The organism is Pseudomonas sp. MIL9 (genome assembly GCF_016887925.1).
GTDB classification, from domain to species: Bacteria; Pseudomonadota; Gammaproteobacteria; order Pseudomonadales; family Pseudomonadaceae; genus Aquipseudomonas; species Aquipseudomonas mohnii.
On sequence record NZ_JAFEHE010000007.1, the window covers coordinates 183,185 to 206,477 of the forward strand.

Here is a 23,293-nt window from a genome sequence, read left to right on the forward strand (position 1 = left end):
GAGCTTGCTCGCGAAGGCGTGTCAGTCGACATCAATGTACCTGACCCACCTTCGCTGGCAAGCCAGCGCCTACAAAAGGCAACCGGGCTTATTTGCGTGCTTCAAGAATCAGGTTGAACGGCGTTTCCGTCGCCCGGCGGAAACTGGAGAACCCGGCTTCGGTGAACACCTTGCGCAACCGTGCTTCGCCCGCCTGGGCGCCGAGGCCGAGACCGACTTCCTGGGACAGCGAGTTGGGCGTGCAAATGAAGGTCGAGGCGGCATAGAACAAACGACCGACCGGATTGATGTTTTCATCGAGCGAGTCGTTGGCGAAGGGTTCCACCAGCAGCACCGTGCCGTCCGGTTTCAGTGACTCGTAGGCATGTCTGGCCGCGCCGACCGGGTCGCCCATGTCGTGCAGGCAGTCGAAATAGCAGACCAGATCATAGTCGTTGCCGGGGTAGCTCTTTGCCGTGCCCTGGAAGAATCGCGCCCGACCGGCCACGCCACCTTCTTCGGCGCGCTGGGTGGCGACGGTGACGGAGGGTGCGTGGTAGTCGAAGCCGACAAATCGCGACTCGGGAAAGGCCTGGGCCATGATCACGGTGGAGGCGCCATGCCCGCAGCCGATGTCCGCCACTTTCGCGCCGGCTTCCAGCTTGGCCACGACGCCTTCAAGGGCCGGCAGCCATTCGGCGATCAGATGGGCCTTGTAGCCAGGGCGGAAGAACCGCTCCGTGCCGCTGAACATGCACGGATGATGATCGCCCCAGGGCAGGGCGCCGTCGCCGCGCATGGCTTTGATCAGTTTGTCCTTGTCATGGAAAAACGATGCGACCACCCCGATTCCACCGGCGATATAGACCGGCGAGTCCTCGATGGCCAGCGCCAGGGCTTGTTCTTCGGGCAGGCGGAACTGTCCGTCGGTGTGTTCCATATAGCCGGAGGCGGCGTGGGCGCTGAGCCACTCGCGCACCAGGCGTGGGTTGCAGCCGGTCTTGCCGGCGAGTGTTTCAGGGGTGACTGGCTGACTGTCGGCCATGGCCCGGTACAGCCCGAGTTCTTCGCCGAGGATGACGTTGGCGAGCATCGCCGCGCCGCCCATGTCATTCACCAGTTTGCCCATGAAGTCATTGAGTCTGGCCTCGTCCATCACGTGTGCTCCTTCAAGAGGATCACGGTCCAGAGGCATTGTTTGCCTGGGCAAGCCGCCGCTGGGCGGTGGTCGTGGGGGATGTTCAGGACGATTTGCATGTCCTGGGTGCATTAAGTTTAGTTCGCTGATCGAATGGCGCTTTTTCCAGGCGACGAAGGTCCCCTGTGGGAGCGGGCTTGCCCGCGATAGCGCAGTGTCAGTCAACAAATAGGCCGGATCTGCCAGCCTCATCGCGGGCAAGTCGAATCGTTGGACCGCCGTTCCCACGGGGATTTGGCCAGCAGTGCCTGCGTATGTATCCCACTGTATCCAACCGCCATCCCGATACAGTCCCCCTCAATTCAAGGCCACCGGTGAACACAGAACAGATACATCACTTCGATTAACTGTGATTGCGTACTGACAACCCCAGGGATCGACACCATGCAAACCCCCATCATTTCAGCGAAGGCCAGCGCCGGGCTCGGCTTGCGTCGCGGTTTAATCAAAGACCTCCAGGCCGCCCCGGCCGGCCATTTCGATTTCCTCGAAGTCGCGCCGGAAAACTGGATCGGCATCGGCGGTGCCCATGGGGCGGCACTGCGAGCACTGGCCGAACGCTATCCGCTGTCCTGCCACGGGTTGTCGTTGTCCCTGGGCGGGCCTTCACCGCTGGATGTCGGGTTCCTGCAGGAGGTGCGGGTGTTTCTCGATCACTACAACGTGCCGCTGTACAGCGAGCACCTGAGTTATTGCAGCGATGACGGTCACCTCTACGACCTGTTGCCGTTGCCGTTTACCGAAGAAGCGGTACACCACGTCGCCGCGCGCATTCGTCAGGCCCAGGACATTCTCGGCCGGCGCCTGGCGGTGGAAAACGTCTCCTACTATGCCGCGCCACAGCAGGACATGGACGAGGTGACGTTCACCAACGCGGTATTGCGCGAAGCCGACTGCGACCTGCTGCTGGACGTCAACAACGTTTACGTCAACTCGATCAACCACGGTTTCGACCCACACGAATTCCTCGCCGGTATCGAGTCGAACCGGGTGGTGGCCATGCACATCGCCGGGCATTTCGATGAGTCCGACACCTTGAAAATCGACACCCACGGGGCGTCGGTCAAGCCGGCAGTGTGGTCGTTGCTGGCCGAGGCCTATGCCCGGTTCGGCGCCCGACCGACGTTGCTGGAGCGCGATTTCAACTTTCCGGCATTTTCCGAACTGGTCGCCGAGTTGCAGACCATTCGCCGTTTGCAGGCCGAGGAGGCAAGCCGTGGCCAAGCGCTCGTTGCATGAACAACAAAACAGCATGGGCCTGTTCCTGCGCGACCCTGAACGCTGTGGGCCACCCGCCGAGATGGACCCGGCGCGGGCACAGGTCTATCGCGACCTGGTGTTCGCCAACCTGTCGTCGTTGATCAGCGGCACCTTCCCGGTGCTGGTGAACATCCTGGGTGATGACCAGTGGCGTGCGCTGGTGCGGGCTTTTCTGCGCGACTACCGCGCCCACACACCGAAGTTCGGCGAGATCGCCGAGGAATTCGTCGAGTTCCTGGCGTCCGGACCGCAAGCGTTGGCCGATGGTTCCTGGCCGCCATTCATGGTGGAGCTGGCGCATTACGAATGGGTCGAAATGGCGCTGCAACAATCCGAGGCCGAGCCTTTGCCGGCCGGCGATGCCAAAGGATTGCCGAGCCGCCCGTTGCACGTCTCGCCACTGGCCTGGCCGTTGGCCTATAGCTGGCCGGTGCATCGGATCGGACCGGGTTATCGGCCCGATACCGCACCCGCTCAGCCAACATTGCTGCTGGTGCGGCGGGCTGAGGACTGGCAGGTGAAGTTCTCCGAACTGAGCCCCTTGGCATGGCGCCTGTTGCAGCGCATCGACGAATTTCCCGAGCTGGATGGCCGTGCGCAATTACAGGGGCTGGCGCTGGAGGCGGGTGCGTCCGGGACGCCGACGTTCTTCGATGACGGCCTGGCATTGATCCAGCAGTTGCATGGAGAAGGGGTGGTGGGCGTCATCAACTGATTTTTTGCGGATGGACCCGATCCTGTGGGAGCTGGCTTACCAGCGATGGATTCACAACCACTTCTGTTATCCATCGAGTCCGCGCCATCGTTAAGGACCATCGCTGGCAGGCCAGCTCCTACAGGGCTCGTATACATCTGGATGTTGCACATTCGTTCCATGTGTTTCACCGTTGAAACACTCGTAACCCTTTGAATTTTATTTGCTCGATCCCCGCAATAAACCTCAAGCCTGGCCGATACAACTAACAGGCGCAGACAAACCCACTACAACAATGGCGCCTATCTGAAACGGGCGCGCCGACGCCCGCCATTCAGTGATCACGCAAGGATGCTCGTAGCCACCAACACCCGAGAATCATCCTATGTCACTGCGTAATCTGAGTATCGCGCCTCGAGCTTTCCTGGGTTTTGCCTTCATTGCCCTGCTGGTCATCGTGCTGGGGGTGTTTGCGGTGAATCGCATGAGTACCATCCGCCAGGCCTCCCTGGACATGGAAACGAACCAACTGCCCAGCGTCGGCTTTCTTGGCAACATTACCGAGAACGTGTTGCGCTTGCGCATTCTGTCGTTCCGGGTATTGGTCAACCGTGATCCGGCAGCGCTGCAGGACGCCCAGACGCGCATCGGCGTGCTGATCGACAAGGTGCACAGCGCTCAGGCCAGTTATGCCGCGTTGCCATCCCAGCCGGAAGAAGCGCAGCTGTACAAGGCGTTCACCGTGACCCTGGACAGCTACATGCAAGCCCAGGAGCAGATGCTGGAGTTGTCGCGCCAGAACAGGCTCGATGAAATGCGCACGCTGATCAACACGCGGATCAAGGACGGCACCGATCAGATGGGTGAGCAGCTCAACAAGTTGGTGGCACTCAATACCGGCTATGCCAAAACCGCCTCGGCCGAAGCGGGCGCCAACTACAGCAGCGCCATTATCGGCATCGTAGTCGCCGCTGTGATGGCCGCGCTGATGACCATCCTGTTGGCCTGGTTGCTGACCCGCAGCATTGTCACGCCACTGAACCGCGCCTTGCTGGCGGCGCAGACCATCGCCGATGGCAATCTGAGCAAAACCATCGAGGCCGATGGTCAGGATGAGCCGGGTCGGCTGCTCGGTGCCTTGTCGATCATGCAGGCCAATCTGCGCAAAACCATCGAACAGATTGCCGGTTCCGCCACGCAACTGGGGGCCGCCGCTGAAGAACTCAGCGCCGTGACCCAGGACGCTTCTCGCGGTCTGCAACAGCAGAACAACGAAATCGAACAGGCGGCCACCGCCGTCAACGAAATGACCGCTGCCGTGGAAGAAGTGGCACGCAACGCGGTATCGACCTCCGAAGCCTCGAACCAGTCGACCCAGGCCGCCCGCGAAGGCCGCGACCGTGTGGTGGAAACCGTCGACGCGATCCAGACCATGACCCATGACGTGCACACCACCTCGTTGATGATTGAAGGCCTGGCCGCCCAGGGGCGCGACATTGGCAAGGTGCTGGATGTGATTCGCGCCATCGCCGAGCAAACCAACCTGCTGGCGTTGAACGCGGCGATCGAAGCCGCCCGTGCCGGTGAGGCCGGGCGCGGTTTTGCCGTGGTCGCGGACGAAGTGCGGGCGCTGGCCCATCGCACGGCGCAATCGACCCAGGAAATCGAGAAGATGGTCGCCGGCATCCAGAACGGTACCGGTGAAGCCGTGGCGTCGATGCAGCAAAGCAATCAACGCACCCAAAGCACCCTGGAAATGGCGCGTGCGGCCGGTGTCGCGCTGGAGCAGATCACCCAGTCGATCCATTTGATCAACGAGCGCAACCTGGTCATCGCCAGTGCGTCCGAAGAGCAGGCCCAGGTGTCTCGCGAAGTCGATCGCAACCTGGTGAATATTCGCGATCTCGCCACCCAGTCCGCCACAGGCGCCAACCAGACCAGCGCCGCCTCCCATGAACTGTCACGCCTGGCGGTGAATCTGAACGCGCTGGTGTCGCGGTTCGTCATTTAACGCGGTACCCGTGGCCGGGGTTGCGGATTGACCCGAAACCCCGGTCTTTCAAGCCGAGCGCGCCGGCAACTTGAGCTGCGCGCACAAGCCACCACCCTCACGATTACTCAACGTCAGCGATCCCCCGATCGCCAACGCCAGTTGCTGTGCAATCGCCAGGCCCAGGCCGGTACCGCCGGTGCTGCGGTTGCGGGAGTTTTCCACGCGGTAGAACGGCTGCATGACCTGGGCCAGTTCCTCTTCGGCGATGCCCGGACCACGGTCCATGACTTTCACCGACACGCTGCCGTCGGCCTGTTTCTCCACCAGTAATTCGGCAGAACCAGCGAACTTGAGGGCGTTGTCCGTGAGGTTGACCAGCACCCGGCGCAAGGCATGGGGGCGGGTGTCGATGACGGTAGCGCTCTTGCCGTGCAACTGGACCTCTTTGCCCATGTCCTGGTAGTCGAAGACCAGGCTGTCGAGAAACGAGTCCAGATCCGTGCGGCGGCTTTCTTCGGTGGAGCCATGGATGCTGCGCGCGTAGGCCACACCTTCGCGCACCAGGTGTTCCATTTCGCCGAGGTCGTTCCAGAGTTTGTCTTTTTCGGCGGAGTCGTCCATGAATTCGGCGCGCAGTTTCATCCGGGTGATCGGCGTTTGCAGATCATGGGAGATCGCCGCCAACAGTTGCATGCGCTCCTTCAGGTAGGCGGCGATGCGCGCCTGCATGGCGTTGAATGCCTTGGCCGCGTGCGCCACTTCGGTCGGGCCTTTTTCGTCGAGCAGCACCGGGTGGGTGTTGGGGTCGAGGGTGTCCACGGCTTCGGCGAGACGGCTCAGGGGGCGGATGGCGATGCGCACGGCCAGCCAGGTGCAGGCGAGCATCAGCGCCAGTTGTCCGAGCAGGACGATGGGCAGCCAGGGCGACAGCGGCACCATTGCAGGCCGTACGTCGATGGTCAGCGGGCTGCCGTCCGAGAGTTTAAGGTGCACCTGAAAGTGTTTTTTCGGCCCGGGAATGTCGGTGAAGGTCATCGGGTAATCCTGGCCGATGGCGTCCTTGATCGAGGCCATCGCAATCGGCGCCTCGGGCATGTCCATGTCCATCGGCGTGCCTTTTTCGCCGTCACTGAGCAGATAACCGTAATTGGCCCGTTGCAGTTGCTGCAGCCAGCCGGCGCGCTCATTGGCCGGCAAGCGGTCGAGGATGGCGATGGAGGTCGAGACGTCGGTTTCCAGGTTGCCCAGCATGGTGTTTTTCGAGCTTTCATAGCGCTCGTAGTACTGCGCACCGAATGACAGGGCCTGGGCGAGGATCAGGCCGATCAGGAAAATCAGCGACAGCCGCGACGCCAGGGTGCGAGGCCAATGCATCGATAGCCTCACGAGGGGGCACCGACGATTTCCACTGGCAGGGAAAACACGTAGCCCTCGCTGCGCACGGTCTTGATGTAGGCCGGTTCGCGGGCATCATCCAGCAGGCGCTGGCGCAAGCGGCTCACCAACAGGTCGATGGAACGATCGAACAGGTCGGCGTCGCGACCCTGGGTCAGGTTGAGCAACTGGTCGCGGTTGAGCACCCGTTGCGGATGGTCGAGGAATACCCGCAGCAAGCGATATTCCGCACCGCTGAGCGCGACCATGGTGCCGTCCGCATCGAGCAGGTGGCGGGCCGAGGTGTCCAGGCGCCAGCGCCCGAAAGCCAGCAGGCGACTGGTTTCGGTGACCACCAGGTTCGGTGGCAGCATGCGTGTGCGGCGCAGCACGGCGTTGATTCGCGCCAGCAGTTCACGGGCGACGAACGGCTTGACCAGGTAATCGTCGGCACCCATTTCCAGGCCGATGATGCGATCGGTTTCATCGTTGCGGGCGGTGAGCATCAAGACCGGGGTGGCCTTGTGTTTGCCGGCGCGCAGCTCGCGGCAGAGCATCAGGCCATCGTCGCCCGGCATCATGATGTCCAGCACGATCAGGTCCACCGGCGTGGATTCGAGGAAGCTGCGCATCTGCCGGCCATCCGCCACGACCGTGGTGCGCAGGCCGTTCTTCTTGAGGTAGTTGCCCACCAGTTCGCGGATCTCGCGGTCATCGTCAACGATGAGGATGTGATCGACGTGTTCCATGGGTGCCTGCCTCTGTCAGTGGGGGATGTCGCACAGTTTATCGAGCCTTGGCCCGCTCGCCCGTAGCCCTTTGTATTGCAGTGTATCTGGCCAGTCGGTGGATACACACAGACGCAAAAACGCGAATTTTCAGGGGGTTTGTATCCCTGTGTATCCCGGCCCGGCTTTGATACTTGCCGATTTACCCGCGCCTGTTCCCGACACATACGGGATACCTCAGGGGCTTCTAATAGGTTCCATCGAGGCACACCCAACCGCCTCTAGCCAACAAACGACCTATCCGTTGAAACCTTGAGGAAAACGCCATGAACACCAAAGCCGTCTACGCCGCGTGCCTGTTTGCCGCCCTGAACATCTGCACCTTGTCGGCCCGCGCCGAAGCGGATACGAGCCCTAAAACCTACACCTACGGCACGCAACTGGACATCAAGAAAGTGGTGTCGTCGAAACAGGACGCCACGCCTTCCTGCGGGGTTGTGGATGCACAACTGACCTACCTGGACTCCCAGAGCAAAACCCGGGTCCTGGACTATCGCAAGATTTCCGACAGCTGCAACTCGGACAACTGAGTCCTTCGATCAGCCATTCCCTACAGGAGCTGGCAAGCCAGCTCAGGGGTGCGTGTGTGCATTGCCATCCTCTTTTTTCAAGGTGACTCCATGTTCCTCATCGCTTTCCTGGGCGGCCTATTGACCGTCCTCAGCCCCTGCATCCTGCCGGTCGTGCCGTTCCTGTTCGCCGGCGCCCATCGCACGCGCTCATCGATCCTGCTGACCCTGGGCGGCATGGTGCTGACGTTCGCCCTGATTTCCAGCCTGGCGGTGGTCAGCAGTGAATGGGTGATCAAGGCCAGCAGCACCGGGCGTCAAGTGGCCCTGATCGTGATGGTGCTGTTCGCCCTGTCGCTGATTTCCGCACGGGTTGGCGATTGGCTGGCACGGCCTTTCGTTCTGCTGGGTAACCGTATCGACCCGAACAGCCGCAAAATGTCCGGCCCGTTGAGTTCGATCATGATCGGTGTCGCCACCGGCCTGCTATGGGCGCCGTGCGCCGGGCCGATCCTCGGGGTGATCCTCACCAGCGCCATGCTGCAAGGCGCGAATGCCGGGACCAGCCTGTTGCTGGTGGCCTATGGCACTGGCAGTGCGTTGTCCCTCGGCACCCTGATCTTCGCCGGTCGCGGTCTGGTCAATCGTCTTAAACCCTCGATTCCCGTAACCGGTTGGTTGCGTCGTGGCGCTGGGGTGGCGGTGCTGGCCGGTGCCGTGATGATCTCCACTGGAGCCGATGACGTTCTTTTGGCCAATACCTCCTCGGAAGGGGTCAGCAGTGTCGAAAAAGGCTTGCTGGAAACCGTGCCGAAAGTCGTCGACTACCTCGTCAGCAAGGTCAAGGCCGATTCGTCCATGGACGATGCCAAAGGCGCCATGCCGTCGCTGTCCGGTGCCGTGGCATGGATCAACTCGCCAGCGCTGAGCAACGAGTCGCTCAAAGGCAAAGTGGTGCTGGTGGATTTCTGGACCTTCGACTGCATCAACTGCAAGCACACCCTGCCGTACGTGAAGGACTGGGCGAAGAAATACGGGAAGGACGGCCTGGTGGTGATTGGCGTGCATACCCCTGAGTATGGGTTCGAACGCATCATCGACAACGTCAGGGACAAGGTGAAGGAATACGGCATCACCTACCCGGTGGCGATCGACAACAACTACGCGATCTGGCGCAACTTCGACAACCAGTATTGGCCGGCGCACTACCTGATCGATGCCAAGGGGCAGGTGCGGTACACACACTTTGGTGAGGGGAGCTATGAGACCCAGGAGAAGATGATCCAGCAGTTGTTGGAGGAGGCGAAAGCCGCCGTTCCGTCAGCTTGAAATCGGTGGATCGCAGCCTGCCGCAGCTTCGGGGAAGCGCGCAGGCTGTGGCCTTCTTGCCCTATCAAGGGCTCACAGCACGGTGAGCCGTCACTCTTTTCTCCTGACTGCGCCGCCACGCCGCTGGCGGCGATCCGAACTCTCGCCTGAATGCCCGACTGAACGCCGTATCCGTCTGGTACCCCACTTCTTCGGCAATCCGCAGCAGCGAACTGTTACTGCTGCGCAACAGATTGGCGGCCAGCAACATGCGCCATTGCGTCAGGTACTGCATCGGCGAAATCCCGACCAGTTGCTGGAAGCGTTCGGCGAGTACCGATCTGGAGGTGCCGGCGGTCCGAGCCAGCTCTTCCAGGGTCCAGCAGTGACAGGGCTTGTCGTGCAGGGCGTTGAGGGCGGCGCCGACGATCCGGTCGCTCACGCCGGCCAGCCAACCGGTTCGGCCCTTGCCCTGTTCGTGCATGTACAGACGCAGTACCTCGATGAACAAAACTTCGGCCAGCTTCGCCAGCACACCTTCGCCGCCCGGCCTGGGGGAGCGGGCTTCGGTCAGGGCGTAACGCACCGAAGATTCCAGCCAGATACCGGCCGCCGAGCCGCGTACATTGACTCGCACCACGGGCGCCAACCCCGTCAGCAACATCCTCGCCAACCGCGTGTCGCACGCCAGATAGCCGCACACCAGGCGCGTGGTCGCGCCGCCACCGCCATAGCTCAACTGCCGGGGCCGGCGCGACAAGACCGCATCCAGACGCGCGCCGCTGGCCGGAATCAGGCCTGGTGCGGAGCACATGCGATGGGCGTCGCCTTGCGGGAACACGACGACATCGCCAGCCGTCAGCAGCAGCGGCGGGTCATTGCCCAGTTCGACGTAACACTCGCCTTCGGTGATCAAGTGAAAGATCACCACCCGTTCGGCGTTTGGCTCCAGGAACGGCGCGGCGCTGTCGGCGCTCGGTGACTGGTAGCACCAGGGCGCGGTGAACCGGGCGTTGATGAAAATCGCGCCGACCAGGCGCACGACACGCAGGGTCTGTGACAGGGCATCCATGAGGGTTTTCCCATGCCGATCGTGGGTCAGAAGCTGATTGTGAGCCTGTCTCGGCCCAGCATGAAACCTCCGGACGATCGGACAGTCTTGGCCGACGATCGGGCAGGACGCCGCCATTGCCCGGCGCGATAGTGGTCATGCAGGGCCCGCCGGCCCTGTCATCCATAACAAGAATGAGAGGTTGCCATGCCTAAGTTCGTCATAGAACGCGAGATTCAAGGCGCTGGGACACTGTCACAAAGGGATTTGAAAGCCGCTTCGCAAAAGTCCTGCCGGGCGTTGCGCGAGTTGCCGGAGGTGCAGTGGCTCCAGAGCTATGTCACCGGTGACAAGCTCTATTGCGTGTACATCTCGCCCAGCGAAGAGCTGATCAGGGAGCACGCCAGGCTGAGTGGTTTCCCGGCCAATCGCATCTCTGAAGTCGCCCACATCATCGATCCCACCACGGCGGAATAAGCCGGGTTGCGTTCCAAACCGCAACGGAGCGGAATTCATGAGTACACCCATTGATCTTGTTGCCCTGAAAAACCGTCAAATGGCTGCCTGGGCCAGTGGCGACTACGCCGTGATCGGCACCACCCTGCAAATCGTCGGCGAACAACTGGCCGAAGCCTGTGACCTGCTGTGCGATGAGCGAGTGCTCGACGTGGCCGCCGGCAACGGTAATGCCACGCTGGCGGCGGCGCGTCGAGGCTGCATCGTCCGCTCGACGGACTATGTCGCCGCATGGCTTGAACGCGGTGAGGACCGGGTCAGGGCAGAGCGCCTGAATGGCAATGTCGTGTTTCAGGTGGCGGATGCCGAAGCGTTGCCCTTTGAAGACGCCAGTTTTGACGCGGTGCTTTCGACCTTTGGCGTGATGTTTGCGCCGGACCAGCCCAAGGCTGCCGCGGAACTGGCGCGGGTCTGTCGGCCGGGAGGCCGGATCGGCCTCGCCAACTGGACACCGGAAGGCTTCGTCGGCCAGATGTTCAAAACGCTGGGTAAACACCTGCCTCCACCGCCCGGCGCGTTGCCGCCGTCGCAGTGGGGCACCGAAGCCTGGCTGCGGGCGCACTTCGACGAGCGCGACTTCCTTGTCCAGGTCACGCGCCGGATCTTCAACTTCCGCTATCGCTCGGCGGCGCATTTCATCGACACCTTCCGGGCGTGGTATGGGCCGATGCACAAGGCCTTTGCCGCGCTGCCACCCGACGGCGCCCAGGCTCTGGAGCATGACCTGATCGAACTGATCAACCGGTCGAACCGGGCCGGGGAAAAGTCGCTGGTGGTGCCGGGTGAGTATCTGGAGGTGGTGATCAGCAGGCGTTAAGTCGAAAGCGCATCATCCTGTGGGAGCAAGCTCGCTCCCACAGGTGATTCGTGCGGATGTCAGGTGAGTTAAACCACCTCCGCTCCCCGAGCCACCAGCAACTCGCGCAGCACCGAACGATGACAATGGGCTTCGTCCTCGCAGTAACAGCCGACGGCCAGCGAGGTGTGATGGGAGAGGGCGGCCAGCAGATCGAGCAACTGGCTGGGCGCCGGATGGTTCATCTCGGCCTTGAACTTGCGTTTGAAGGCGTGCCAGGCCTTCTCGTCTTCGGCGGACTTGGCTTCGTGCACCAGTTCCTGGCTCGGAGACAGCAACGGTTGCCAGACATCATAGAAATCCCGACTGGCGAACTCGGCCTTGGGTACGCCCCGGGGTGGGCGGCGCACGGTGCCCAGGCGCAGGCCTTCTTCGGGTTGGCGCGGGGAGCCGAGTCGCACGATGTGGATGGGCATGGCGCTACTTGAGCCGTGAGCCGTCGAACCACTCCAGCGCCGTGCGCCACAAGCAGATCCCCAGAAAGTACGCCGACATCAGCAGCCAAAGCCCCATGACCATCGGATTGCTCACCGGATGGTTGATCACCAGCGACAAACTGCACAGCAACCAGATAGCCGTCACGGCGATATTGACCGGCATGAAGCGGCGCACGCGGAACGGGTGCAGGAACTTCATGCGGGTCAGGGTCAGCAGCGCCAGGCCGATCACGGTGAGGAAGGTCACCCACGGCGACGGCGCGATGATGTACAGGCACAGGGCAACCACGTTCCAGGCGGCAGGGAAGCCCTGGAAGTAGTTGTCCTTGCTTTTCATGTTGACGTTGCAGAAGCAGAACAGCGATGACACCAGGATCAGCGACACGGTCAGCAGCAGGGTGTAGTCCGGCAGCGGAATGTAGCGGTAGATGAACAGCGCCGGAATGAAGACATAGGTCAGGTAGTCGATCACCAGGTCGAGGATCGAGCCGTCGAAACTGGGCAGCACCGACTGCACATTGACCTTGCGTGCCAGCGCACCGTCGAGTCCGTCGACGATCAGGGCCACGCCCAGCCACAGCAGGCAACTGGTCGGCTGGTTATCGAGCAGGGCGAGGGTCGCGAGGAAGGCAGTGACGACGCCGGTGGCGGTAAAACCATGGGCACCCCATGCTTTGAGCCTGGCGATGTGTAGTGTCGATATCACGGGGGCGTTCTCCAGAAAGTGAAGCAAGCCAGTCATCACCCTCATCTGGCGGGCGGCGGCAAACCGGGTCGGGTTGCAGGTATCGACCGGGTATCCGGGAATAAGGTTCACCACTCATGAATCTTAGCTGCGCCGTAAAAAAATACTGCGGATAAATCTAAGGCCGCGAGGAGAGGACGTGTCAGCCAAACGGTGGTGGCGCAATCGGGTGCGAGGACTATCGTTGCCTGACTGGATCACTCTCATCGATGAGGACGTCGTCATGAACACCAGCGATCTGCTCGAACAATTATTGCGGGCCGGCCAGGGCTCGATGTCGCAACGGGGCGCGGGTGGGGCGTCGGCTCAAGGTGGGCTCGGTGACCTCGGCGGGTTGCTCGGCGGCCTGCTGGGGGGCGGTGGCGGCGCTGCCGGTGCTGGCAGCGGTGGCCTGGGTGGCCTGGGTGGTTTGCTGGGCGGCCTGCTCGGCGGTGGTTCGCCAAGGGGCGGCGCGACCCCCTCGCGTTCCGGTGGCGGCACCAACTATGCCGCCCTCGCTTCCCTGGGAATGATGGCATTTCAGGCCTATCAAGCCTGGCAACGCAGCCAGGCCGCCGCGCCGCAACAGGCACCCCGCACCGTGGACCTGTTGGCCGGCCCGGAAGTCGAGGCACACAGTCACGCCATTCTTCGAGCATTAATCGCGGCAGCCAAGGCTGACGGTCGGATCGACGATGCCGAAAAACAGATGATCAGCACTGAAATCGGCCGTCACACCGACGACCCGCAACTGCAGCAGTGGCTTGATGCCGAAGTCGCCAAACCGCTCAATGCCAGTGAAGTGGCCCAGTCGGCCACCGACCCCGGCATGGCCGCGGAAATGTACCTGGCCAGCGTGATGCTGGTCGACGATCAGCAGGACGCCGAGCGCAATTATCTGGATGAGTTGGCGGCCGCCCTGAACATCGCCCCGGATTTGCAGGTGCATCTGGAACAGCAGGCCAAGGGCGGGGCGGCCTGAAGATCAGGTTATTGGCCGGGACGCCATCGTCGGAACGCCGCCCGGAGCAGGCTCGCTGCCACAGTTTGATCTGCGGTGAACACGGAACCGTGGCCGCCCCAAAATCCCTGTGGGAGCGGGCCTGCCCGCGATGACGGCGGTACATTCAGAAATGATGTCGGCTGCCAGACGCCATCGTCGGAACGCCGCCCGGAGCAGGCTCGCTCCCACAGTTTTATCTTAGGTGAACACAGATCCGTGGCCGTCCCAAAATCCCTGTGGGAGCGGGCTTGCCCGCGAAGAACGATAACGCGGTCAGCCTGCTGAAGTGGCATCCGGCTTGGGCAGCAGAAAGGTAACGTCATAGCGCTTGGCAATTTCAAAGATCCGTGGCAGGTCGTCGGGCACCTTGAAGCGGTCCATCGCGGCAAAGAACTGTCCGCCTCGCGGGTCGGACACCACGCCGATCATTCTCGCGGTAGGGCTGATGTTCTTGTACGCATGGACCGAGCCGCCGGGGATGTGCACATAGCCTCCGGCCGAGATGGTCGTGGCCTTGCCCTCCACCGTCACCTCAACCTGGCCATCGATGACCAGGAACGCTTCATCCCACGGATGAAAGTGCGGCGGCGGACCGCCACCTTGCACACCCTCCTGGATATGCACCTCAAAGGGTTTACTCAGGTCGCCGCCAGCGAGAATGGTGATCGTCTCGCCGACGACATTGACCGGCGCAGGTACATTTCCGGCGTCGATGACGTGAACCGTGCGCATGATTGCTCTCCCAGAGTGAGTCAACACCGGTTGAGTATAAGCACTGGAGCGCACCCCCCGCCTGGCCGCACGGGCCGTCTGTCCGGGCGTTTTCAATGCCGATGGGATTTTCCTCTACTTCGCCATTTTCTCAGTCGTGTCTGCTCGAGAGCGCAGCTGGTTTTAGCCTAGCCTAGACCTTCATGTCAGCTTTAATAGCGGACGCCATTGCGGGAACAGTCCTGATGTTCGTAGGAATTAAGGGGCTCGCTCCTTTGCCTGGATGGCAGATGCTCGCAATATTCGGTTATGCGCTGTTCTCCTGTTTAATTTTGAACGACACTTTGAAGGTTGCGATGATCAGATGGCGAGTTCCCAATGCAGCTTCAAGGCAACCAGTAATCGTGCCGGCGGCACCGAAAGGCGGAATATGAAAATCAATTCAGAGGATTTTAAAGTTCGGGAAGGCGACGCGGTCAATCTCCGTAAGTGGCCGACTAAGGTGGAACCCTTCTACAAATCAAAACAGCAATATCGCAAGCTTTTGAGAGCGCATGTTGCGCAATTGAGCGCGCAGCAACAGCTTCTTTACGCGTCCAATCGTTATGCCGTTCTGCTGATTTTCCAGGCGATGGATGCGGCGGGAAAAGATGGTGCCATCAAGCATGTGATGTCGGGGGTTAATCCGCAAGGTTGCCAAGTATTCAGCTTCAAGCATCCCAGCGCGGCTGAATTGGAGCACGACTTTCTCTGGCGAACTACACGTGATTTACCGGAGCGCGGGCGGATTGGCATATTCAACCGATCGTATTATGAGGAGGTATTGATAGCCCGTGTCCATCCTGAGATTCTCCGAAGCGAGGGGCTCCCGGATGCTCTTGAAAACAAGAGTACAGTCTGGCGCGACCGATATCGTTCGATCTCCAATTTGGAGCGACACCTCTCAGGCAACGGAACCCGAGTTGTAAAATTCTTTCTTCATCTCTCGAAAGAAGAGCAACGAAAACGCTTCCTTGATCGCATCGATAAGCCGGAAAAAAACTGGAAATTTAGTGCTGCCGACATCGAGGAGCGCACGTATTGGAAAGACTACATGCAGGCGTACGAAAAATGTCTTAGTGCAACGAGTACGACCGAGACACCTTGGTATATTGTGCCTGCCGATGACAAGAAAAATGCCCGACTAATCGTCTCTCAGATTTTTTCAGATGTGCTGGATGGACTGAAAATGTCATATCCAAAGACCAGTGAGGAGCGCCATCGCGAACTGTTGAGTATCCGCAAACAGCTCCTGAAATAATATTTAGCCCGCTCGAACTGGCTCTTCGCAGGAGTAAACAAGCGGATGCGATCATGAGTTTTATATCGTTGGCACGGTCAAGGCGGCATAACCCGTATACGTACCTAGCAGCATTGCGTTTTGTCGAGCGGGTTTGAGAAGCAAAGCGTCCAGCTTTGTGGGGCAGTAGATCTGTATGGACATCGTACTTAGCCCTACAAGCGGATGGCCATTACCGTGCCGGCCGCATGCCATAGGTGAAAGGGCAAAGTTTAATAATGCGTCCCGAGTTAAACGGAGAATACACTCCGCAATCAAAACAGCTAACAAACTTTACTTTCCAGGCTTGGCTGGTTGCTGCCCCTGCATATAGTTTTGGTGCCACATCATGTGATTCATCATCATCTGCTGCATACCCGTGTACCGGTCCATCATGTACTGGCGTTGACTCTTTTGCTCCGGGGGCAAGTTCGAGTAGTCCTGCCACCCCATCATGTGGCCACCACGCATCATGTGTCCATTTCCCATCATGGCTCCACCACCGCAGCACCCCATCATTCCCGGCCCCCACATACCGTTCATCATGCTCATTCCACTTTGCATCGTATTCCAATGCTCCTGAAGGAGCTTCTGCCGTTGTTGGGGATCTTGGGTCTGCTGAATTTTCTCCATTTGTGCCTGCATCTTCTGGAAGGTTTCTTGCGCCTGAGCCATCTGCTTATCGAACTCGGCAATATTCGGCGTTTGTTGCTGCGTCTGGGTCACTTGAGATTGCTCGGCTGCTAACGCCCAGGTGGGGGAAAGCGAAGCAGCGAGGATGAGCACCGCCAATTTTGAGTTTTTCATTTCGAGCTGCCTTTGTGGGGGGAGGGGCGAGCTGAATCTGATAAGTCAACCGATTGCGGTGTTTGGGTTCAACCGCACTCGCCCCAAATTATAGACTCCAGAATGACGACCACCTGCTAGCACTCAATGATTAGCAGATCTGCCCAAAACGACCTTGTCTTATGGCATTGCCAAGGTGCTCCTTCCAAGTCCTCTGTTGGTGCCGGACACTCTCTATTTTTCGAGGGCTGATTGACGTGCCGCTCATATCTGATACCGACCTCGGCGAACGTGTTAGCCGCACGATAGATCTCCTTGAATTACACTCGTTTTTGCTGAGCTATCAGCCCCATCCAAAATACAAAAAGCCCGACTTCGCGCCGGGCTTTTTGTTTTCTGTCATTCTGCGCAAGGATTGAATCTGGGTTGAAATCACATAACCAAATATCAAACCAACCTATGGTCAGATCTTTTCTAGATGTCGTTTATCCACTGGAACGTAAGCGCTCCCAACGCAGTCATCGCAAGCACGGCCATGACATGAAACGAGATAGCCCCAATTGCGGGAATGAACCTTACTTTTTGGCTCAACGAGGCAGATCCTGCCGAGGCTATTGAGAAGACAGCAAGCCCTATACAGAAGCTTGTGATGATCGCAAGGTGCCAGCGAGGGAAGAGAAGTGGCAAATCAGCCCAAAAGCCGATGGCCAGGCCAATGAAGAACCCACCGGCCACATTCGCTACCAGCGTTCCTGCGGGCATGCCTGGAAACAAACCCTTGAGCTTCGCCCCCAAAATGCTGCGTAACCACCCTCCAAGCGATGCGCTTATGGCGATGGCCACCAATGTTCTCACCAAGCGATCGAACTCCTTGCAGCTCCAGGGACTGAGCGCTTACGGATGTACTGAATGAAGAAGGGTGTGTTATCCAAAACGACCGGTAATGTAGTCTTCCGTCTGCTTCACTTTTGGCGTGGTGAAGATCTTATCGGTCACATCATGCTCAATCAATTCGCCCATGAACATAAAGGCAGTGTAGTCCGACACACGTGCGGCTTGCTGCATGTTGTGGGTCACGATGATAACGGTGTATTGCTCTTTCAACTCAGTGATCAACTGCTCAATACGACCGGTGGAGATCGGGTCAAGGGCAGAGGTCGGCTCATCCAGAAGTAATACTTGGGGTCGCAATGCGATGGTGCGCGCGATACACAGCCGCTGTTGCTGGCCCCCCGACAGACTCTGTGCGCTTTGTTTGAGCTTGTCCTTGACCTCGTCCCAAAGCGCGGCACCGTTGAGGGCTTGCTCTACGCGTGCATCCATTTCATGACGGGAGAGTTGTTCATGGTGACGCACGGCGTAGGCAACGTTGTCGTAAATGGACATCGGAAACGGTACCGGCTTCTGAAATACCATGCCGATATGGCTACGCAGCCGGTTCATCGAGTAACCAGGCGCGAGTATATTCTCACCGTTAAGCAGCACTTCGCCACGCGCTTCCTGCTTCGGGTACATGGCGTAGATGCGGTTGAATACCCGCAGTAGCGTCGACTTCCCGCAACCTGAAGGGCCAATGATTGCAGTGATGCGTTTCTCTGGAATATCCATATCGATGGACTTCAGGGAGCGCTGGTTGTTGTAAAAAAACTCCAGGCCACGAACGCGAATTTTTGTTTTCTCGTTGGCAGGGTCACGGCTATTCATCAGGTCAACCTATTGCGTAAAAGGATCAAGCGGGACAGTAAACTGAGTACCAGTACAAACAATGTCAGCACTAATGCGCCTGCCCAGGCCAAAGAGTGCCAGTCTTCAAATGGGCTCATGGCGTACTGGAAAACCACCACGGGCACGCTGGCAATCGGTTTAAGCAGATTGCTGCTCCAGAACTGGTTGCCGAACGCTGTAAACAACAGCGGTGCTGTTTCACCGGTGATTCTGGCGAGTGCGAGAAGAACCCCGGTAACAACACCCGCTTTTGCCGCTCGCAAGACGATTTGCAGTGTCAGTTTCCATTGCGGGACACCTAGCGCCAGCGCGGCTTCGCGCATGGTTGAGGGTTGCAGCTGAAGCATTTCGTCAGTGGTTCTCACCACGACTGGAATCACCAAAAGCGCCAATGCCAGGGCACCGGCGATCGCAGAGAAACCGACCTGATGGTTCGTCAGCAGGTTCAACGGCAGGATCACGCCGGTGTAAATGAACAGGCCCAGCACAATGGACGGTGCCGACAGCAGAATGTCGTTAATAAAACGGACGGTGTTGCCCAGACGCGAATGTCGGGCGAATTCCGCTAGCCAGATTCCCGCCATCAAACCAATAGGCGTCCCGATGAGCAGGGCGATAGCCGACATCAGGGCACTGCCATAGAAAGCATTTGCCAGCCCACCTTCCGTACCGGGCGGCGGCGTCATCTGTGTAAAGAGGCGAAGGTTAAGCGCCTGAAATCCGTTGATCACCGTGGTCAGCAGAATCCAGACCAGCCAGATGAGGCCGAAAGCAGTGGCACCACAACTGAGCACCATTGCCAGTCGATTCTTGAAGGCCCGGATTTGGTAGAGACGTTCGTTGCCAGTCATAGACCCTCCTTGCGTGAAAGCCGCATAAGCAGGAGTCGAGCTAATGCCAGCACGATAAAAGTGACGACAAACAGTAGGAAGCCCAGTGCAATCAGCGCGGAGCGATGCAGGTCGGTATAGGCTTCGCTGAACTCGTTGGCGATGACTGACGCAATGGAGCTGCTTGGCATCAGCAATGAGGCCGAGAATTGTTGAGCATTACCCAGCACGAAAGTCACCGCCATGGTCTCGCCCAAGGCGCGTCCGAGCCCCAGAAAAATTCCCCCTACGACCGCGGATCGCGTGTAAGGCAGAACGATGTCCCAAACCACTTCCCAGGTAGTGCTGCCTAGTGCGTACGCAGACTCCTTGAGGGTTGTGGGAACGGTACGAAACACCTCATTCATGACCGAGGTGATGAAGGGCATGATCATGATTGCCAGCACAATGCCCGCTGTCAGCATGCCGATGCCTAATGGAGGGCCTTGAAACAGTGAACCCACCAAAGGAAGTTCACCCAGATAGTCATTGATCCAGGGCGATAGATGCTCTGCCATGAATGGGCCGAAAACGAACAGCCCCCACATGCCGTAGATAATCGATGGAATCCCCGCGAGCAATTCAACCGCCGAGGCAACGGGCATCCGCAGCCAGGGCGGTGCTACTTCAGTGAGAAAAATCGCGATGCCAAAGCTGACAGGAACTGCAATCAGCAGCGCCAGAAAAGACGTCACGAGGGTGCCGTAAATCGGCACCAGAGCACCGAAGTGGTTGTTGACAGCATCCCATTCAGTGCTTGTAAGAAAGTCGAGACCAAAGGTCTTGAACGCAAGACTACCGCCCCAAAGTGTCGAGGCAGCGATGCTTGCCAGTAGCAACAGCACCAGCATTGCGGCGCCCAGCATTGAACGCTTGAACCAGAGATCATGACGCTGATCGCGAGTTGCACGCCTATCACTCGCAACGTCGCTCGTGTGAGTGGTCATGGCCAGGGGATGGACTGTGTCGTTCATAATTTGTCTGCTCACAAACAAACCCCTTCGCCAGGCAAAACTTGCTTGAGGAAGGGGTTTTTCAAGTTTTGCTGGATCAATGGGCGAAGTCAGACTTCCAATAACCTTCGATCCGCTTCACCAGGGAGTCAGGCAAGGCGACATAGTCCAGCGCCGAGGCCTGTTGCTGACCGTTCTCCAACGACCATTTGAAGAAGTTGAAAGCGGCTTGGCTTTGCTCGGCATTCTTCGGCTGTTTGTACATGATGATCCAAGTAGTCGCCGTGATCGGCCATGCGCTATCGCCAGGGGCGTTGGTCATGATCAGGTTGAAGTCCTTGGCGTTAGCCCAGTCGGCAGTATCGGCAGCCGCCTGGAACGCTTTGGAATTGGGCTGAATGAATTTCCCGGCGGCGTTCTTCAACTGTGCATGCGTCATCTTGTTTTGCAGGGCATAGGCGTACTCAACATAACCGATTGAGTTTTTGATCTGCTTCACGTAGGCGGAAACGCCTTCGTTGCCTTTGCCGCCCACACCAACGGGCCAGGGCACAGTAGTGCCGAAACCGATTTTCGATTTCCAGCCATCGCTCACTTTGGAGAGGTAGTTGGTGAAGTTATATGAGGTGCCAGAACCGTCGGAACGGTGAACGACGGTGATTTTGCTGTCGGGCAGTTTCATGCCCGGATTCAGAGCGACGATAGCCGGGTCGTTCCAGACAGTAATCTCACCCAGGAAGATTTTCGCCAGGGTCTCACCGTCGAGCTTCAATTGGCCCGGCGCGACACCCTCAATATTCATCACCGGAACGATACCGCCAATGACACTGGGAAACTGGCCCAGACCCCCGGCCTTGAGGTCATCAGCGGACAACGGGGCGTCGGATGCGCCGAAATCTACTGTGGCAGCCTTGATCTGAGCGATACCGCCGCCCGATCCAATCGACTGGTAGTTGATACGGTTGCTGGAGCTTTTGCTGTAGTCCTGCGACCACTTGGACAGAACCGGGTAGACAAAGCTGGAGCCTGCACCGTTAACATCGGTCGCATGAGCAAGGCCGCTCATGCAGAGGGACGCCAGCAACACAGACAAGCTTTTTTTAGTCAGCAACATCACGACAACACCTCAATGGAAGGAGTTAAGTGGAGGTACCCACCTATCGGAGAAGTGACGATTTAATTCTTTATATATTTCTGTCTGATGACGATTTCGGTGCTTTCAGTAATGTTTTGAAATAAATGTGAGTCGATCACATTCGCGCGAATGCTCGTCGAAAAAATGCCCGACTGCAACGGTCTGGAGCCCATGGTACGGCCGTTAGACCCTCATATGCGGAAGCGATGGTGGGAAGCCGAGCGAGGTCAGCCAGGCCAAACCAGCTCACATGATGAACAAATAGGCCATGAGCAAAACGCCCAGGATTGCCGTAATGACATTAATGCCGGGGCCAGCATTGACGCTGTAGCCAACAGGGATCTCAACGGGCTTGAGGGTCTTGACCACTTTTTTGTATTGCCAGGATGACCAGCAGGCAACCCATGAACCCAGCGTCAGAAAAGCCAGTCCGATCCAGAACGAAATATGTTTACCCGGGGGACTCAGAACGCCCGGCTTTAGCATTTGCAGCAGTAGCCCGGATCGTTCAATCACAAAGCCAAATGCCATCAGCGAAAGGCTGGTCCGGTTCCATGCCAGCAACGTTCGCTCAGCGGCAAAGAACACCCGTGGATCGTTCAGGTCGGACATTAAAATCTCCTTGTTCAAACAAAGTTTGAAACTGCTCCGCTCAGAATCGTTTAAGACAATGGCGATCTACTTGGACGTTTATGGATTCAGCTGTGGGGTTGACTCGCATGGCCCTGGCAGGGTGTTAAACCACGACCTGGAGCGTTCAACTGCCCTTGTCAGGCAGCGATGGCATTGGTAGACACTGAATGTCAATTAACGTCAGCCCTTCAGAGCACATTGAGAGGAATTTTCAGGTAACAAGTGCCATTGCCTTCAGCTGGAGGAAAGTTACCTGCTCGCATGTTCACTTGCACGGATGGCAGGATAAGTGTCGGCATGCCCAAAGTAGCGTCCCGCGCTTGGCGCATGGCGACGAAATCTGCTTCGCCAGTGCCTTCATGCACATGAACGTTATGGGCTCGTTGCTCGGCAATGGTGGTTTCATTGCGGTAGTCATCTCGACCCGGGGCCTTGTAGTCGTGACACATAAACAAACGGGTATCGTCGGGCAACTCGAACAACTTTTGAATGGACCGGAATAGTTTTCGCGCATCGCCACCGGGAAAGTCGCATCGGGCAGTGCCGTAATCAGGCATGAACAGCGTATCGCCGACAAAGCCAGCATCACCGATCAGATAGGTCATGCAGGCCGGTGTGTGTCCCGGTGTGTGGATGGCGTGCGCTTCGATTCCTCCGACCGAAAAGCGCTCACCGTCTTTAAGCAGCCGGTCGAATTGACGACCATCGGTGGCAAACTCGCTGCCAACGTTGAACAACTTACCAAAAGTATTCTGAACTACCGTGATCTGATCGCCGATGGCCAGTTGGCCGCCCAACTCGCGCTTTAGATACTGCGCTGCGGAAAGATGGTCGGCATGTACATGGGTTTCCAACAACCACTCCACCGTAAGGGCTTGCTCACGCACGTAGGCAATTAAACGTTCCGCGCTTTTGCAAGAGGTGTGACCTGATGCGGGATCGTAATCGAGCACCGAGTCGATAATGGCGCAGTGCCCTGTAGTCGGATCACTGACAACATAGCTGTAGGTATACGTAGCGGAGTCAAAAAAAGCTTCTACATGCGGTTTCATGATGGAATTCTCTTTTCGATACACGAAGTGGAGTGCTGATCTACCAACGGGCTTTGGCAAGGAGCCGTGATCAGCAATGCGTACCCAAACCACCACGGGCGCCTTCAGGCGCCCGCCAGTGTGCAACGGCTGGCGTTCAGCGACTGTTACAGGTTTTGATGCCCAGCAATGTATAGACAGGGCAGAAACGGAAAATGCCAGTGGCCAGCGGCACTAAGCCAATCCAACCCCATGCGCCGATCACACCGGACAGACTGAGGCCAATGAGAAGCAGGCCCGCGAGAATGCGCAGGCTGCGGTCTATGGTTCCAATGTTCGCTTTCATGGCCGATCTCCCGATCAATGGCTGCGCCGGCTCTCCAGCGCAGTAAACAACAACATGCCGGCCAGCATGGCCAACATGAACACGATCACTTGCCAG

The 23,293-nt window shown here is 58.6% G+C and carries 25 protein-coding genes and 1 pseudogene; 9 read left to right on the forward strand and 17 right to left on the reverse strand.

The genetic code is table 11. The features are described 5' to 3' along the window. Positions 1–88: 88 nt before the first annotated feature. Positions 89–1,135, reverse strand: coding sequence for a class I SAM-dependent methyltransferase (locus JQF37_RS10175; RefSeq protein WP_130209985.1), 1,047 nt, complete (start codon positions 1,133–1,135; stop codon positions 89–91). A 426-nt stretch (positions 1,136–1,561) separates the two neighbouring features. On the opposite strand from JQF37_RS10175, the gene JQF37_RS10180 reads away from it, so the two are divergent. From JQF37_RS10180 to JQF37_RS10190, 3 genes are all read left to right on the forward strand, one after another. Then, positions 1,562–2,416: a DUF692 domain-containing protein gene (locus tag JQF37_RS10180; RefSeq protein ID WP_130209987.1), complete on the forward strand. Its 855-nt coding sequence runs from the start codon at positions 1,562–1,564 to the stop codon at positions 2,414–2,416. After that, on the forward strand, positions 2,394–3,152 hold the full coding sequence (locus JQF37_RS10185) for a putative DNA-binding domain-containing protein (RefSeq protein WP_130209989.1): 759 nt from the start codon (positions 2,394–2,396) through the stop codon (positions 3,150–3,152). Before JQF37_RS10180 ends, JQF37_RS10185 begins: the two co-directional genes overlap by 23 nt. Positions 3,153–3,516: 364 nt before the next feature. Next, entirely contained in the window at positions 3,517–5,142 is a 1,626-nt protein-coding gene (locus tag JQF37_RS10190; protein ID WP_204149625.1) for a methyl-accepting chemotaxis protein, read from the forward strand. 48 nt (positions 5,143–5,190) lie between these two features. Here JQF37_RS10190 and JQF37_RS10195 read toward each other — a convergent pair whose 3' ends face one another. Then, the gene (locus tag JQF37_RS10195; protein WP_130209993.1) at positions 5,191–6,510 is read right to left on the reverse strand and encodes an ATP-binding protein; all 1,320 of its coding nucleotides are present in this window, start codon (positions 6,508–6,510) and stop codon (positions 5,191–5,193) included. Beyond that, entirely contained in the window at positions 6,507–7,247 is a 741-nt protein-coding gene (locus JQF37_RS10200; RefSeq protein ID WP_130209995.1) for a response regulator, read from the reverse strand. Before JQF37_RS10200 ends, JQF37_RS10195 begins: the two co-directional genes overlap by 4 nt. Before the next feature lie 305 nt (positions 7,248–7,552). Here JQF37_RS10200 and JQF37_RS10205 point away from each other — a divergent pair, with 305 nt between their 5' ends. Both JQF37_RS10205 and JQF37_RS10210 read left to right on the forward strand, forming a co-directional pair. Next, positions 7,553–7,816, forward strand: coding sequence for a DUF2790 domain-containing protein (locus tag JQF37_RS10205; RefSeq protein WP_130209997.1), 264 nt, complete (start codon positions 7,553–7,555; stop codon positions 7,814–7,816). Between the two features lie 90 nt (positions 7,817–7,906). After that, a complete protein-coding gene (locus JQF37_RS10210) occupies positions 7,907–9,124 on the forward strand; it encodes a cytochrome c biogenesis protein DipZ (protein WP_130209999.1) in 1,218 nt (405 codons plus the stop codon). Positions 9,125–9,188: 64 nt separating this feature from the next. Here the strand turns inward: JQF37_RS10210 and JQF37_RS10215 are convergent, their stop codons facing one another. Then, a complete protein-coding gene (locus JQF37_RS10215; RefSeq protein ID WP_130210001.1) occupies positions 9,189–10,175 on the reverse strand; it encodes an AraC family transcriptional regulator in 987 nt (328 codons plus the stop codon). Between the two features lie 186 nt (positions 10,176–10,361). On the opposite strand from JQF37_RS10215, the gene JQF37_RS10220 reads away from it, so the two are divergent. Together JQF37_RS10220 and JQF37_RS10225 are read left to right on the forward strand one after the other, a co-directional pair. Beyond that, positions 10,362–10,631, forward strand: a complete 270-nt coding sequence (locus JQF37_RS10220) for a DUF4242 domain-containing protein (RefSeq protein WP_130210003.1) — start codon at positions 10,362–10,364, stop codon at positions 10,629–10,631. A 37-nt stretch (positions 10,632–10,668) separates the two neighbouring features. After that, positions 10,669–11,487, forward strand: coding sequence for a class I SAM-dependent methyltransferase (locus JQF37_RS10225; RefSeq protein ID WP_130210005.1), 819 nt, complete (start codon positions 10,669–10,671; stop codon positions 11,485–11,487). A 68-nt stretch (positions 11,488–11,555) separates the two neighbouring features. On the opposite strand, the gene JQF37_RS10230 is transcribed toward JQF37_RS10225, so the two are convergent. Beyond that, positions 11,556–11,942: a DUF488 family protein gene (locus JQF37_RS10230; protein ID WP_130210007.1), complete on the reverse strand. Its 387-nt coding sequence runs from the start codon at positions 11,940–11,942 to the stop codon at positions 11,556–11,558. 4 nt (positions 11,943–11,946) lie between these two features. Further along, positions 11,947–12,669, reverse strand: a complete 723-nt coding sequence (pcsA, locus tag JQF37_RS10235) for a phosphatidylcholine synthase (protein ID WP_130210009.1) — start codon at positions 12,667–12,669, stop codon at positions 11,947–11,949. 262 nt (positions 12,670–12,931) lie between these two features. Here pcsA and JQF37_RS10240 point away from each other — a divergent pair, with 262 nt between their 5' ends. Continuing rightward, a complete protein-coding gene (locus tag JQF37_RS10240; protein ID WP_130210011.1) occupies positions 12,932–13,669 on the forward strand; it encodes a tellurite resistance TerB family protein in 738 nt (245 codons plus the stop codon). 294 nt (positions 13,670–13,963) lie between these two features. Here JQF37_RS10240 and JQF37_RS10245 read toward each other — a convergent pair whose 3' ends face one another. After that, positions 13,964–14,422 carry a cupin domain-containing protein gene (locus JQF37_RS10245; RefSeq protein ID WP_130210013.1) on the reverse strand — a complete coding sequence of 153 codons (459 nt, stop codon included), beginning with the start codon at positions 14,420–14,422 and terminating at the stop codon, positions 13,964–13,966. 409 nt (positions 14,423–14,831) lie between these two features. Here JQF37_RS10245 and JQF37_RS10250 point away from each other — a divergent pair, with 409 nt between their 5' ends. Further along, the gene (locus JQF37_RS10250) at positions 14,832–15,701 is read left to right on the forward strand and encodes an ADP-polyphosphate phosphotransferase (RefSeq protein WP_130210015.1); all 870 of its coding nucleotides are present in this window, start codon (positions 14,832–14,834) and stop codon (positions 15,699–15,701) included. 312 nt (positions 15,702–16,013) lie between these two features. Here the strand turns inward: JQF37_RS10250 and JQF37_RS10255 are convergent, their stop codons facing one another. The 10 genes and pseudogenes from JQF37_RS10255 to JQF37_RS31810 all read right to left on the reverse strand — a co-directional run. Then, positions 16,014–16,526: a hypothetical protein gene (locus tag JQF37_RS10255; protein ID WP_130210017.1), complete on the reverse strand. Its 513-nt coding sequence runs from the start codon at positions 16,524–16,526 to the stop codon at positions 16,014–16,016. Positions 16,527–16,979: 453 nt separating this feature from the next. Beyond that, positions 16,980–17,360 carry a CrcB family protein gene (locus JQF37_RS10260; protein ID WP_321197689.1) on the reverse strand — a complete coding sequence of 127 codons (381 nt, stop codon included), beginning with the start codon at positions 17,358–17,360 and terminating at the stop codon, positions 16,980–16,982. Positions 17,361–17,429: 69 nt separating this feature from the next. Next, entirely contained in the window at positions 17,430–18,209 is a 780-nt protein-coding gene (gene pstB / locus JQF37_RS10265; protein WP_204149626.1) for a phosphate ABC transporter ATP-binding protein PstB, read from the reverse strand. Next, complete coding sequence (pstA, locus tag JQF37_RS10270) at positions 18,209–19,081, reverse strand: phosphate ABC transporter permease PstA (RefSeq protein WP_130210023.1); 873 nt, start codon at positions 19,079–19,081, stop codon at positions 18,209–18,211. Before pstA ends, pstB begins: the two co-directional genes overlap by 1 nt. Beyond that, positions 19,078–20,073, reverse strand: a complete 996-nt coding sequence (gene pstC, locus JQF37_RS10275; protein ID WP_130210039.1) for a phosphate ABC transporter permease subunit PstC — start codon at positions 20,071–20,073, stop codon at positions 19,078–19,080. Before pstC ends, pstA begins: the two co-directional genes overlap by 4 nt. Before the next feature lie 76 nt (positions 20,074–20,149). Next, entirely contained in the window at positions 20,150–21,166 is a 1,017-nt protein-coding gene (gene pstS, locus JQF37_RS10280; RefSeq protein ID WP_130210025.1) for a phosphate ABC transporter substrate-binding protein PstS, read from the reverse strand. Between the two features lie 267 nt (positions 21,167–21,433). Further along, positions 21,434–21,799: a DUF202 domain-containing protein gene (locus JQF37_RS10285; RefSeq protein WP_130210027.1), complete on the reverse strand. Its 366-nt coding sequence runs from the start codon at positions 21,797–21,799 to the stop codon at positions 21,434–21,436. Positions 21,800–22,008: 209 nt separating this feature from the next. After that, positions 22,009–22,872, reverse strand: coding sequence for an MBL fold metallo-hydrolase (locus JQF37_RS10290; protein WP_130210029.1), 864 nt, complete (start codon positions 22,870–22,872; stop codon positions 22,009–22,011). 136 nt (positions 22,873–23,008) lie between these two features. Further along, positions 23,009–23,197 carry a DUF2892 domain-containing protein gene (locus JQF37_RS10295; protein ID WP_130210031.1) on the reverse strand — a complete coding sequence of 63 codons (189 nt, stop codon included), beginning with the start codon at positions 23,195–23,197 and terminating at the stop codon, positions 23,009–23,011. A gap of 14 nt (positions 23,198–23,211) precedes the next feature. After that, positions 23,212–23,293 (reverse strand): annotated as a pseudogene (locus JQF37_RS31810) (YeeE/YedE family protein); the annotation flags it as partial.